The sequence below is a fragment of the Caulobacter sp. GW821-FHT11E10 genome (assembly GCF_058808375.1).
In genome coordinates this window covers 194676-207530 of record NZ_JBXARP010000008.1, presented here as the reverse complement: position 1 = coordinate 207530, position 12855 = coordinate 194676, and the positions used below count along the sequence as shown (strand labels likewise).

The following is a 12855-nucleotide window of genomic DNA, read 5'->3' as shown; positions in this document are numbered from 1 at the left end:
CCGACATGGTTCGCCCCCAGTCGCGGGCCGGGGGGCCCGCTCCGTGGGAGCCTCTCAAAATCATGTCGTTTACGCGTCGCGCCGCGCTTGCCAGCGCCGCCCTGCTCATGCTCGCCCAACCGGTCCTCGCGGCCGGTCCGGCCAAGCCCGCCGCAGCTAAGACCGCCGCCAAGAAGGCGCCGGTCTCCGATTTCACCCCGTCGCCCGAGGCCATCAAGGCCCACATGACCTTCCTGGCCGATGACGCCATGGAAGGCCGCGAGGCCGGCACGCGCGGCTATGACATCGCCGCCAACTATGTCGCCGCCCAATACGCCCTGCTGGGCGTGAAGCCGGCCGGCGACAAGGGTTCGTATCAGCAGCGCGTGCCGTTGCTGGCCTACCGCCCGGCCACCGACGGTTCGTTCGCCCTGACGGGCGCCGACGGCCAGACCGCGCCGCTGAAGTTCGGTGAGGACTATCTGCCGTCGCCGCAGGCCCAGGCCGCCGACCTCGCCGTCGAGGCGCCGCTGGTCTTCGTCGGCTACGGCCTGGTGGCTCCCGAGGCGGGCCGCGACGACTACGCGGGCCTGGATGTGAAGGGCAAGATCGTCGTCATGCTGACCGGCGCCCCGGCGTCGCTGCAGACCGAGGTCCGGGCGCACTACAGCAACGTCAACGTCAAGCGCCAGGAAGCCGCCAACCGTGGCGCCGTCGGCGTCATCACCATGTCGAGCGCCAGCGCCGAGAAGCGCCGTCCGTTCGCGGCTGGCATCGGCCAGATGAAGGGCTGGCGCGTCATCTGGCGCAACGCCCAGGACGTCGGCGCCATCCGCGCCCCCAGCGCGCCGTCGCTGGCCACGATCAGCCAGGCCGGCGCCGAAAAGCTCTTTGCTGGCGCTGCGACGCCGCTGGCGTCCGTCCTGGCCGAGGCCGAGAAGCCGGCCGGCGTCGTGAAGGGCTTCGCCCTGGCGACCAAGGCCAACATCGCGCTGAAGACCGAGATCGAGAAGCGCGAGAGCAGCAACGTCGTCGGCATGATCGAGGGCTCGGACCCGACCCTCAAGGCCCAGACCATCGTCCTGTCGGCTCACCTGGACCACATCGGCATCAAGCCGAACGCCAAGCCGGGCGAGGACGCCATCAACAACGGCGCGCTCGACAACGCCTCGGGCATCGCCACGCTGCTGGAAGTCGCCCGCGGCTTCAAGAACACCAAGGTCCGCCCGAAGCGTTCGATCATCCTGCTGGCCGTCACCGGCGAGGAAAAGGGCCTCGTGGGCTCGGACTACTTCGCCAACAATCCGACGGTGAAGAAGGCCGACATCGCCGCCGACGTGAACCTGGACATGCCTATTCTGCTGTACCCGTTCACCGACGTGATCGCCTTCGGCGCCGACCGCTCGACCGTGGGCGAGGCCGTCAAGAAGGCCGCCGGGCGCGTGGGTATCGGCCTGTCGGGCGACCCGCTGCCTGAGGAAGGCCTGTTCACCCGCTCGGACCACTACCGTTTTGTCGAGCAGGGCATCCCCTCGGTCTTCCTGATGACCGGCTTCCAGAACGGCGGCGAGAAGGCCTTCACGACCTTCCTGAAGGGCAACTATCACCACCCGGGCGACGACCTGAACCAGCCGATCGACTACACGGCGGCCGCCAAGTTCGCCCTGGTCAACTACGAGATCGCCCGCGAACTGGCCAATGCGCCGGCCCGCCCGGTCTGGAAGAAGGGCGACTTCTTCGGCTCGACCTTCGCCCCGGCCGGCCACCCGTCGGCGGCGAAGTAGCATCCTTACCGTGCCATCCCGGAAGCCTCGCAGAGGCTATCCGGGATGGCACGAAGAGGGGCGTTTGGACCATTGACCCGGAGGGCGGCGGAAGAGATTCTGCCGCCCTCTCTTTTTTCGGAATTTCGGAACCCCAGCGTGACCGTCCGCACCGGCGCCTTCCTGAAGATCGGCGTGATCGCGCCGGCCATCATGGTGGCCGACGTGTGGCTGGCCCAGCGCCTGTTCCCGGGCTTCGACGCCGGGGCCCAGTTCATCAGCGAGCTGGGCGGGCCCAAGGCGCCGATGCCGGCGGTGTTCAACTACGGCATGATGATCGCCGGGATCGCCGGCCTGTTCGCCGGAGCCGGCTTCGCCCACGCCCTGGAGCAAGCGGGCGGACGACGGATCGTCTCGGCCTTCGCCGGGCTGTTCGTGGCGCTGACGGGGCTGGGCGCCTTCTTCGCCGGGGTGTTCCACTGGCCCGATCCCATGCACCGCGCCTGCGGAGTGGGCCTGGCCATCCAGTTCGCGCCGATGTTCGCCGCCTGGGCCCTGTGGGGCCGGCCGGGCTATCGCCGCCTGGCCCACTTCTCGCTGGGCTGGTTCCTGGGCTTGCTGCTGGTCTTCGCCCTGCTGACGGGGGTGTGGAACGTGCGCACCGGCCACGACGTCGGCTACTGGCAGCGTGGCCACGCCTTCCTGGGCCTGCTGTGGCTGGCCATCGCCGCCTGGACCCTGGAGCGGGGGTGGAAGCGGACCACCCTGGCGGCGCAACCGGTGGTCGTCTAGGCTCCTTCTGACCGGCTGCCGGGAGCAGTCGAACGAAGGGGGACCCGCCATCATGATCGGCCGCCGACGCCACGCGACCCGCGCCTGTTTCCTGGGCGTGCTCGCCGCCGCCCTGACCTTGAGCGCCTGCTCGGACCAGAAACCCAAGGACGAGGCCGCCTCGCCGCCGGCCGCGACCGACACGCCCGCGCCCGCCGCCGCGCCGACGACTCCGCTCGTCGAACCGACCCTGCTGGAGGGCCTGACGCTGGCCGACCAGCAGGCCAACCCGCTGGCCGGCGAGATCGGCTGCTTCTTCAATGTGGCTGGTCCCGATCCCTTCCTGGTGGGTATGGGCTCGCCCGGCCTGCCGAACCCCGCCCAGGGCCTGGTCAAGGTGTCGGGCCGCGTCGAGCGCATCTCCGATCCCGGCGGCTTCGACACCATGGTCGACGGCGCGAACTTCTATGGCGCGAACAACACCAGGATCGCCGTGCAGGCGACCGGCCCGGCCGCCGGCGGGGGCGAGTCTCCGCCTCGTCCCGCCACCCTGACCTACACCCGCGCCGACGGGCTCAGCCGGGTCTATGCCGGAACCTGGACCTGCGGCCCCTAGAGCCTCACTGGCTCTCCGGCGCCTCATAGATCGCCACCATCAGCCCGTCGGCCAGGGTGTCGCCCTTCAGCGCGCTGACCAGGGTCTCCATCGGCACGTTGGGGCCGAAGGTCATGCGCTCGGCCAGGGCGAAGATCTGGAAGTGGTAGCGATGCACGCCGTGTCCGGCCGGCGGTCGCGGGCCGAACCAGCCGATCTTGCCGGCCCCGTTGACGCCCTGCACCGCGCCGCCGATCAGGCCCAGGCTGGCCTCGTTCGGCAGGCCCTCGGGCAGGCTGGTCGCCTCGCCGGGGATGTTCCAGATCAGCCAGTGGACAAAGGGGTGCTCGCGCGGCGCATCGGGGTCCTCGACCACGATGGCGTAGGCCGCCGCGCCCTCGATCGGCGTCCAGATCAGGGGTGGCGAACGGTTCTCGTGATAGGCCGAGTGGCGGTCTTCCAGCCGGCCGTCCCGGTCCACCGAGGCGGTGGTCAGGACGATGTCACCCTCGCCGAACGGGGTGACCTTGTGGATGACAATGGTGTCGCCGGAGTGTTGCGGCGTCTGACGATCGGGCGTCTGGGCCATGGCGGTCTCCTTCAACCGCACAACACTCAAGCCTCTGGTCAAGTTTCGTCGCCGGCTGAGTTTAGCGTGGCCGGGGGCGGGGCAACGGAACCCCTCTCTCTGAGAGAGAGGGAATTCCCAACCCTACCGCCAGGCGTAGTTGAAGCTGATGCTGATGCGCTGTTCGTCGGCCTGGTTGGGCGTCACTTCGTGGCGCAGCCAGCTTTCCCACAGCAGGATCGTGCCCGGGGCGGGCTGGACGTAGACGAAGGGCTTCAGGCCTTCGGGCGCGTCGTCCTCGCGGGTCGGGGCGGCCATCATCATCGGCAGGCGCGGGTCCTCGAACTTCAGGGCCGAGGCGCCCGGCGGGATGGTCACATAGACCGTGCCGGAGATGACGCTGTGGGGGTGGATGTGGCCGCTGTGCTGGCCGCCGGGCTCGAGGATGTTGATCCAGAAGCTGTCCATCACCAGCTTGCCGCCGCCCAGGTCGAAACGCAGGTCCTTGGCGAAGACCGCCGCGTGCTTGTCGAGCTTCTTCTTCAGGCTCTCGAACAGGCTGTCGCGCTGCGGCAGGTCGTTCAGCGAGGCGTACGAGGTGTAGCCCAGATAGCCCTTGTTATAGGCCCAGGCCTGGCCGGCCTCGTCGTCCTCGGCGATGGCGATGCAGGCGTCGTGCAGTTGGTCGACGAAGGTCTCGAAGTCCTTCTCGCCAGCGAGGCTGGCTTCATAGAGCGGCGTGACGAAGAGGCTGCGCGTGGTCATGAAGGGGTCATAGAGCGTGACGGCCAAAAGTGGAAACCGCATTTGGCGGTCGCCGCGCGCCAGGCCAATGCCCGCTAGTCGAGGTCGGCCAGGCGCGTGTCGCGCCACCATTGGTCGGCGCGGTAGGCCATCGGCGCCAGGAAATCCGGCGGCGGGAGGGTGTCGACGGCCAGGAGGCCGGCGACCTCGAGGCTGTCGAACCATTCATCGCGGAGCGACGCCGGCAGGCGGCGGCCCGACAGCGGGCAGTAGTTCAGCACATACGCCGAGACGCCGTCGGCGTCGGGGATCGTGAACTCGCGGAAGGCGGGCTCGTAGAAGACGGTCGCGCCGTCGGCCATCCAGCCGAACAGCTCGGGAAAGTGCGCGTAGTCGTGAAGGCCCCGCAGGCGTTCGATCGCGGTGTTCGGTCCGACGCTTTCGATCCCGAGCACCGCGATCGGCTCCTACTTCGCCTTGTCCATCAGGCCGGCGAAGCGCTCGAACAGGTAGAGGCTGTCGGTCGGGCCCGGCGAGGCTTCCGGGTGGTGCTGGACGCTGAACACCGGCTTGTCGGCCAGCTGGATGCCGGCGTTGGTGCCGTCGAACAGCGAGACGTGGGTTTCCTGCACCGGGGCCGGCAGCGAGGCGCTGTCGACGGTGAAGCCGTGGTTCATCGAGACGATCTCGACCTTGCCGGTCGTCAGGTCCTTCACCGGGTGGTTGGCGCCATGGTGGCCCTGTTCCATCTTCACGGTCTTGGCGCCCAGGGCCAGGGCCAGCATCTGGTGGCCGAGGCAGATGCCGAACACCGGCTTGCCGCTCTCGACAAGCGTCTGAATGACCGGAACCGCATACTCGCCCGTGGCGGCCGGGTCGCCGGGGCCGTTGCTCAGCAGCACGCCGTCCGGATTGCGGGCCAGGATGTCCTCAGCCGAGGTGTCGGCCGGCACCACCGTGGCGCGGGCCCCGACATGGGCCAGGGCGCGCAGGATGTTGCGCTTCACGCCGTAGTCGATGACGACCACTTCGTACTTGGGCTTGTCCAGCTTGGCGTAGCCTTCCGGCCACGACCACAGGCCCTCGTCCCAGGTGAAGGTCTGGGTGGTCGAGGCGTCCTTGGCCAGGTCCAGGCCCTCGAGGCCGGCCCAGGCCTTGGCCTTGGCGACGAGCGCGGGCAGGTCGAACTTGCCCTCGGGCGAGTGGGCGATGACGCCGTGCGGCATGCCGGTCTCGCGGATCTTGCGGGTCAGGGCGCGGGTGTCGATCCCGGCCAGGCCGATGACGCCGCGAAGCTTCATCCAGGCGTCGAAGTCGCTGTTGGCGCGCCAGTTGGCCTGCTCGGTCGGGACGTCGCGGAACAGGGCGCCGCGGGCGGCCGTCTCGGCCACGCCGGTGATCTGCTCGACGTCCTCGACGTTCGTGCCGACATTGCCGATGTGGGGGAAGGTGAAGGCCACGATCTGGGCCATGTAGGACGGGTCGGTCAGGATCTCCTGATAGCCCGTCATGGCGGTGTTGAAGCACACCTCGCCGACCGCGTCGCCGACCGCGCCGCAGCCCACGCCTTGCAGGATGGTGCCATCGGCCAGGGCCAGAACGCCGGTGACGCCGGGAAGAAGGTCTTGGGACATTCTGTAGAGCGCCTCCTGAACGCGATCGGCCGGAAAGGGCCGCCTATTGTCGCAAAAAGGCGGGCAGGGAGTAACCCCAACCCGCCGCGCAAACGGCGGGGTGTCTAGGGGGTATGGGGGAGGGGGTCAACCCCCGCTGATCACGCGAATTTCGCTTGGCTCCACATTCCCGTGATCGATGAACGCGCACCCTCGCGCGGCGGCCCCAAAACGCCTTATGGTGCAAGGCTTCCAAGCCATTGAAGCGCGACGAACACGGGAGGACGGCCCATGCTCGAATTGCGTCCCAACTGCGAGTGCTGTGACGCGGACCTGCCGCCCGCCAGCGACGCGGCGCGAATCTGCACCTTCGAGCATACGTTCTGCGCGGACTGCTCGGACCTGCGCTTCGACGAGACCTGCCCCGACTGCGGCGGCGGGCTGGTGGCGCGACCGATCCGGCCCGAGAACCAGCTGCACCGCTTCCCCGCCTCGCTGCGACGGGTGAACAAGGGGCATCGGTATTCCCGGCCTACGCGGCGCGATCCGGAGCAACCCCCGGCGGGCTGGGCCTAGGGCCGGACCGAAAAATCCCTCTCTCAGAGAGAGAGGGATTTGGCGCGCGCCTAGGGCTTGAGCGGAATGTCCCCGATCGCCCGTTCCAACGCCGCGCAAGCAGCTCGCTCGTCGACCCTGCCGTTGGGCGTCTCGCGCGGATTGAGCGTGTGCAGGCCGCTGGCCGCCATCAGGCCCGTGCGAACGTCGGGGTCATAGGTCAGCACGGTGACGCCGTAGCCCCAGCCGCCCTTCTCGTAGGCGACCGCGAGGCGGCCGCCGAGGCGCATGGCCGCGATGACCCGAGTGTGGGGCGTCTTGCCGTCGTCCACGTCGCCGGCGTTGAACGGCCCGCCGGGCGGCGAGATCTTGGGGTCTGTTCGTCGGAGGTCCGCCAGCGCCTCGGGCGGCAGCTGCTCGAACGGCACGAGTTCGCCACGGGCCGGCGCGGCGCAGGAGCGCTGAAGCTCGCGCGCCCAGGGCGATCGCCAGCCATCGACCTGCACCGGCGGCGCCACGCGCGGGACCCGCAGCGTCGAGACATCCTGGCCGGTGGCGGCCAGCGTCATCGCCATGAACAGTGCGGGCATCAGGGCGCTCCAGGCGGTGATCCGGCGGAGCTTGTCGCGTGATCGCGTCGAGATTGAGACGCCTGGTGGTCCGAGACTTATGCGAGCGCCATTGGTCTGACCTTATTGTCTGAGTATTCGCGCTAAGGTTTGACACCGGAGCGCCGTCGACGCTTGCCCGGCCCGAGCACAAGCCACGAGGTCGACCATCGCCGGCGCGCGACCGGTCTGAGCAATAGAGCGATGTGCACGTGAACATTCGCGGAAAACTCCGCCATTGATCCCTCTGCGTCCGCGATCACCGCGCCGAGCGTGGCTGGTGCGCAACGATCGGTCGCCAATGGTCAATAGGTTGTCTGGCGATGAGGTCTGACCACGTTGACTTGAGAGAACTTACCTCGTAACCGTGTTCTCTGTGACCGCTACCACGCCGCGTGGGGTGACCAGATCGAGCCCGAAAACGGGCCGGCCGACCCGTGGCGACAACGAACAAGTGCGCAGAGCACCGCTCTTAGGGGAAGAAACATGCCGTCCATCCGACACCACGGTTCCACGCGTCGCCTGGCCCTGATCGGCGCGACCTGTCTGACCACCTTGGCCCTTGCTGAAGCCGCCCACGCCCAGACCGCGCCCGCCGCGCAGGCCGACGTCGTCGAGGAGGTGGTCGTCACGGGCTTCCGCAAGTCGCTGACCGACTCGACCAACGCCAAGCGCGACAGCGTCGCCTTCACCGACTCGGTGTTCGCCGAGGACATCGGCAAGTTTCCCGACCTGAACATCGCCGAGTCGCTGAACCGGATCCCCGGCGTGCAGCTGACCCGCGAGATCGACGGCGAAGGCCTGAACGTCGCCATCCGGGGCCTGGGCACCAACTTCACCAAGATCCTGCTGAACGGCGCCAACGCCGCCGTGGCCTCGTCGGGCCGCACCGACAGCCAGAACCAGAACCGCGAAATCGACCTCGACCTCTATCCGACCGAGCTGTTCAACCGCCTGGACGTCGCCAAGAGCCCGGTGGCGAGCACGGTCGAGGGCGGCGTGGCCGGCGTGGTCAACATGCGCAGCGCCCGTCCGTTCGACTACAAGACCGGCCAGCAGCTGGTCTATTCGATCCAGGGCGGCAAGAACTCCGAGTCGGACGAGCTGTCGCCGCGCGGCTCGATCCTGGCCAGCAAGACCTTCGAGACCAATGCCGGCGAGTTCGGCGTCCTGGTCGGCGCGGCCTTTGCCCGCAAGAAGTCCACCACGACGGGCTTCGAGACGATCGGCTGGACCAACGCGAACATGACCTGCACGGGCTGTAACGTCACGGCGGGCAACGGCTTCAACTGGGCCACGACGGTTCCGGCGGGGGTGACCGGCAACGGCCTGACCCCCGGCCAGACGGTCGACAACGCCCTGCTGCAGGCCTTGAACCCGGGCACGACCCTGGTCCAGCTGTCCGACGCCCAGCTGCCGCGCCTTGGCCGGGACTCGTGGAGCTCCGGCGACCGCAACCGCGACAGCTATGTCGCCTCGCTGCAGTGGCGTCCGCACGACGGTGTCGAGTTCTATCTCGACACGATGTTCTCGGAGGCCCACCGCGAGTTCGAGCGGATCGACATGAACTGGTCGGTGCGGAACTCCAACTTCATGATCCCGGTCGGCGTGAAGGTCGACGGCAACAACGTGGTCACCGAAGGCGCCTTCCTGAACTCGCAGTTCTTCCTCGAGTACCGCCCGTACAAGGAAGACGTCGAGGTCCTGAACGTGAACCCCGGCTTCAGCTGGCGCGCCAACGACTGGATCAAGCTGGACGGCCAGGTGAACTGGAGCCGCTCGATCTTCTTCCGCGAAGCGCCGACCGTGCTGTTCAACACCCCGCTGAACACCGGCCTGAACGTGGCCTACAAGAACGACGGCGGCGACAAGCCCAGCATCGTCGCCTCCAAGAGCCTGAACGACCCGAACCTGGGCTGGGTCTGGGCAGGCGGCCGGGTGAACATCCAGAACGAAAAGCGCGTCACCTTCACCAAGGGGGCCCACTTCGACGCGACGTTCGGCGAGGACAAGGCCGTCAACTTCAAGGTCGGCCTGGCCTATGACGACGTCGGCCGCCGCATCACCGCCATCGACAACTCCGGCCGCTGGCAGACCTTCACCTGCGGCGGCGGCGGGGTGACCCCGCAGAGTCCGGTTCCGGCGCCGACCCCGGCGTGTAACGGCGCCGCCGGCTCGGCCGTGCCGCAAGCGGCCCTGTCGGGCTTCATCAAGGCCGGCCCGATCGGCTTCGTGACCCTGGACAAGGACAAGTTCTTCGGGACCACCCAGTACGACGCCTTCAACGCCGCCGCGCCGTTCTCGTCGTCGGCCGCCACGGGCGCGGCCTCGGGCTACATCCGCGAGAAGACCCAAGGCGCCTATATCGAGATGAACGGCGTCACCCAGGTGGTCGATCGCGATCTGCGCTTCAACGCCGGGGTCCGCTACTACCACACCGAGCAGCTGATCGAAGGCCCGCAGACGGTCAACGGCGTGCTGTCGTTCCTGAGCCGCACGACCAAGTACGACGGCATGCTGCCCTCGTTCAACGCCGCCTATAGCCTGGCCGAGAACATTATCCTGCGGGCCAGCGCCTCGCGGACCATCACCCGCCCCAACCCGTCGGCCATGCTGCCGGGCACGACGTTCAGCGACCCGTCGGCCCAGACCGCCAACCAGGGCAATCCGAACCTCACGCCCTACATCTCCAACAATGTCGACATCGGCGGCGAGTGGTACACCGGCGGCGCCGGCTATATCGGCGTGGCCCTGTTCCGCAAGGAGCTGACCGGCTTCACCGTCAACGGCACCAACACCATTCCCTTCCTGCAGCTGGGCGTGCCGTACGACCAGCTGACCAACCTGCAGCAGCAGGCGATCACCAACCGTGGCGGCCCCAACACCGCCACGGTCACGGTCAGCCAGCAGGTCAACGCCGACGGCGTCCTGACCATCCTGGGCGAGGAAGTCACCTGGGTGCAGCCGCTGGACTTCCTGCTCAAGGGCTCGGGCTTCACCGCCAACCTGACCCACGTCGAGCAGAACCCGCGCGGCACCGGCGCCCCGGCCTCGGCGGTCGGCATCTCGCCCTGGACCTACAACATCACCGGCTTCTACGAGGACCACGGCGCCTCGATCCGCCTGTCGTATGTCTGGAACGACGCCCAGGTCTCGTCGGGCAACAATCAGAACGGCATCCCGTTCGCGACGTTGAACACCGACAAGCGCGGCCAGTTCGACCTCTCGGCCAGCTACCAGTTCAAGAGCCTGCCGACCCAGCCGCGCGTGACGCTCGACGTGATCAACATCACCAAGGAGCAGCAGCGCCAGACCTTCTACTGGGACAACGCCACGTTCACCCAGTACCAGCCGGGCCGCCAGATCATCCTGGGCATCCGGGGCAAGTTCTAAGTCATCGCATAGCGCGCTTCCCGCCAGCCGGCGGGAGGCTGGGGCCCTCTGTTCCCTCTTCCCGCCGGTTCTGCGTTCCCTTGGCCGGCGGGGCCCTTTTTTCAATTCATCGCGCGGGTCCCAAGGCTTCCTCCTCCCGGCCCGCGCGGGTTTCACGGCGCGCTCCTGCAAGAGCGCGCCGTGCTTTTGCGGGGGGCCTGGAGCCCCTCCAGCGGACAATCTGTCGCAAGCGCGCGGACGGCCAAGCTTTAGCTTCGTTAACGCTTTGGGGCGCAAGCTCTAGCGTGCAAGGAGCACCTCACATGACCCCCGCCGCCAACCCCACCCCGGTCAAGGTTCCCACGTCCAACCGCTCGGCCTTCGGCCTGGGCGAGAGCCTTCTGCACATGGTCCTTTCGGCGGCGATTCCGATCAGTGCGGTGGTCTTCGTGGTGCTCAGCTTCTAGGGCCGGCCACGACGGGATACGACGCGCGGGCAAGGCGCGCGCGCCCCCCGCTTCGCGGCGCCGAGGCGCTCCGCCCGCCGGCGAGCGCATTCGGAGCGCTCGGCTTGAAAGGCTGGCGTTCTGCTTCCGCCCGCGTTAGCAGACCGCCCCATGATCCGCCTCGACAATATCTCCAAGCAGAACGGCCACCAGCTCCTGTTCATCGAAGCCTCGATGGGCGTCCAGAAGGGCGAAAAGGCTGGGCTCGTCGGCCCGAACGGCGCCGGCAAGACGACGCTGTTCCGCATGATCACCGGCCAGGAGCAGCCCGACGACGGGCTGGTCTCGATCGATCCCGGCATGAAGATCGGCTATTTCAGCCAGGACGTCGGCGAGATGTCGGGCCAGAGCGCGGTCGCCGCGGTGATGGACGGCGTCGGTCCCGTCAGCGCCCTAGCCGCCGAGATGGCCTCACTGGAAGCGGCCATGGTCGATCCGGACCAGGCCGACCAGCTGGACGCCATCATGGAGCGCTACGGCGAGGTGCTGGAGCGCTTCCAGGAACTGGACGGCTATGCGCTGGAAGCGCGGGCCCGCGAAGTGCTGGCCGGCCTGAGCTTCAGCCAGGAACGCATGGACGGCGACGTTGGCCAGCTGTCCGGCGGCTGGAAGATGCGCGTGGCGCTGGCCCGCATCCTGCTGATGCGGCCCGACGGCATGCTGCTGGACGAACCCTCCAACCACCTGGACCTGGAAAGCCTGATCTGGCTGGAGGCGTTCCTCAAGAACTATGATGGCGCTCTCTTGATGACGTCGCACGACCGCGCCTTCATGAACCGCATCATCGGCAAGGTCGTGGAAATCGACGGCGGCCAGCTGATCACCTATTCGGGCGACCTGGACTTCTACGACCAGCAGCGCGCGCTCGGCGAGGCGCAACGCCAGGCGCAGTACGAGCGCCAGCAGGCCATGCTGGCCAAGGAAATCAAGTTCATCGAGAAGTTCAAGGCGCGCGCCTCGCACGCCGCCCAGGTGCAGAGCCGGGTCAAGAAGCTCGACAAGATCGAACGCGTCGAGGCCCCGCGCCGTCGCCAGGCGGTCCAGTTCGAATTCCAGAGCCCGCCGCGCTCGGGCGAGGACGTGATCAGCCTGCGCCACGTCCACAAGGGCTACGGCGACAAGCCGATCTATGACGGCCTGGATTTCCTGGTGCGCCGCAAGGAGCGCTGGTGCGTGCTGGGCGCCAACGGCGCCGGCAAGTCAACCCTGCTGAAGCTGGTGGCCGGCGACACCAAGCCCGACCAGGGCGTGGTCACCATCGGCGCCAGCGTCAAGATGGGCTATTTCGCCCAGCATTCCATGGATCTTCTCGAAGGCGAAGAGACGATCTTCGAATCGCTGGAGCGCTCGTTCCCGCAGGCCGGCCAGGGCGCGCTGCGCACCCTGGCGGGCTGTTTCGGCTTCTCCGGCGACGATGTCGAAAAGCCCTGCCGCGTCCTGTCCGGCGGCGAGAAGGCGCGTCTGGTCATGGCCAAGATGCTGTTCGATCCGCCGAACCTGCTGGTGCTGGACGAGCCGACCAACCACTTGGACATGGCGACCAAGGAGATGCTGGTCGCAGCGCTCGCGGACTTCGAGGGCACCATGCTGTTCGTCTCGCACGACCGCCACTTCCTGGGCGCACTGAGCAACCGCGTGCTGGAGCTGACGCCCGAGGGCGTTCACCAGTACGGCGGCGGCTATACCGAATATGTCGCCCGCACAGGCCAGGAAGCGCCGGGGCTGCACCCGGGCGGCTAGTCAGGCCCCACACGCCAGGGGCGGCCCGCGTTCCCCGCGAC

Annotated in this window: 12 protein-coding genes; 7 read left to right on the top strand and 5 right to left on the bottom strand. The window is 68.0% G+C overall.

Annotated features, from left to right (window positions below):
* Positions 1-62: 62 nt before the first annotated feature.
* The 3 genes from AC1RRV_RS18065 to AC1RRV_RS18055 all read left to right on the top strand — a co-directional run bounded on the left by AC1RRV_RS18065 (position 63) and on the right by AC1RRV_RS18055 (position 3129).
* The gene (locus tag AC1RRV_RS18065; protein ID WP_492861027.1) at positions 63-1763 is read left to right on the top strand and encodes a M20/M25/M40 family metallo-hydrolase; all 1701 of its coding nucleotides are present in this window, start codon (positions 63-65) and stop codon (positions 1761-1763) included.
* A gap of 72 nt (positions 1764-1835) precedes the next feature.
* A complete protein-coding gene (locus AC1RRV_RS18060) occupies positions 1836-2534 on the top strand; it encodes a DUF998 domain-containing protein (protein ID WP_492861026.1) in 699 nt (232 codons plus the stop codon).
* A 52-nt stretch (positions 2535-2586) separates the two neighbouring features.
* Positions 2587-3129 carry a hypothetical protein gene (locus AC1RRV_RS18055; RefSeq protein ID WP_492861025.1) on the top strand — a complete coding sequence of 181 codons (543 nt, stop codon included), beginning with the start codon at positions 2587-2589 and terminating at the stop codon, positions 3127-3129.
* Between the two features lie 4 nt (positions 3130-3133).
* On the opposite strand, the gene AC1RRV_RS18050 is transcribed toward AC1RRV_RS18055, so the two are convergent.
* The 4 genes from AC1RRV_RS18050 to carA form a co-directional block, all read right to left on the bottom strand.
* Complete coding sequence (locus tag AC1RRV_RS18050) at positions 3134-3697, bottom strand: YbhB/YbcL family Raf kinase inhibitor-like protein (protein ID WP_492861024.1); 564 nt, start codon at positions 3695-3697, stop codon at positions 3134-3136.
* A 123-nt stretch (positions 3698-3820) separates the two neighbouring features.
* Positions 3821-4441, bottom strand: a complete 621-nt coding sequence (locus AC1RRV_RS18045) for a TIGR02466 family protein (RefSeq protein ID WP_492861135.1) — start codon at positions 4439-4441, stop codon at positions 3821-3823.
* 74 nt (positions 4442-4515) lie between these two features.
* A complete protein-coding gene (locus AC1RRV_RS18040) occupies positions 4516-4875 on the bottom strand; it encodes a DUF6980 family protein (protein WP_492861023.1) in 360 nt (119 codons plus the stop codon).
* Positions 4876-4887: 12 nt separating this feature from the next.
* Complete coding sequence (gene carA / locus AC1RRV_RS18035; RefSeq protein ID WP_492861022.1) at positions 4888-6054, bottom strand: glutamine-hydrolyzing carbamoyl-phosphate synthase small subunit; 1167 nt, start codon at positions 6052-6054, stop codon at positions 4888-4890.
* Between the two features lie 270 nt (positions 6055-6324).
* Here carA and AC1RRV_RS18030 point away from each other — a divergent pair, with 270 nt between their 5' ends.
* Positions 6325-6609 carry a DUF1272 domain-containing protein gene (locus AC1RRV_RS18030; protein WP_492861021.1) on the top strand — a complete coding sequence of 95 codons (285 nt, stop codon included), beginning with the start codon at positions 6325-6327 and terminating at the stop codon, positions 6607-6609.
* Positions 6610-6659: 50 nt separating this feature from the next.
* Here AC1RRV_RS18030 and AC1RRV_RS18025 read toward each other — a convergent pair whose 3' ends face one another.
* Entirely contained in the window at positions 6660-7178 is a 519-nt protein-coding gene (locus AC1RRV_RS18025; RefSeq protein ID WP_492861020.1) for a hypothetical protein, read from the bottom strand.
* Positions 7179-7682: 504 nt separating this feature from the next.
* Here AC1RRV_RS18025 and AC1RRV_RS18020 point away from each other — a divergent pair.
* The 3 genes from AC1RRV_RS18020 (at position 7683) to AC1RRV_RS18010 (ending at position 12814) form a co-directional block, all read left to right on the top strand.
* Positions 7683-10589 carry a TonB-dependent receptor gene (locus AC1RRV_RS18020; RefSeq protein WP_492861019.1) on the top strand — a complete coding sequence of 969 codons (2907 nt, stop codon included), beginning with the start codon at positions 7683-7685 and terminating at the stop codon, positions 10587-10589.
* A gap of 302 nt (positions 10590-10891) precedes the next feature.
* Positions 10892-11035 carry a hypothetical protein gene (locus AC1RRV_RS18015; RefSeq protein ID WP_492861018.1) on the top strand — a complete coding sequence of 48 codons (144 nt, stop codon included), beginning with the start codon at positions 10892-10894 and terminating at the stop codon, positions 11033-11035.
* A 150-nt stretch (positions 11036-11185) separates the two neighbouring features.
* Complete coding sequence (locus AC1RRV_RS18010; RefSeq protein WP_492861017.1) at positions 11186-12814, top strand: ABC-F family ATP-binding cassette domain-containing protein; 1629 nt, start codon at positions 11186-11188, stop codon at positions 12812-12814.
* Positions 12815-12855 lie beyond the last annotated feature (41 nt).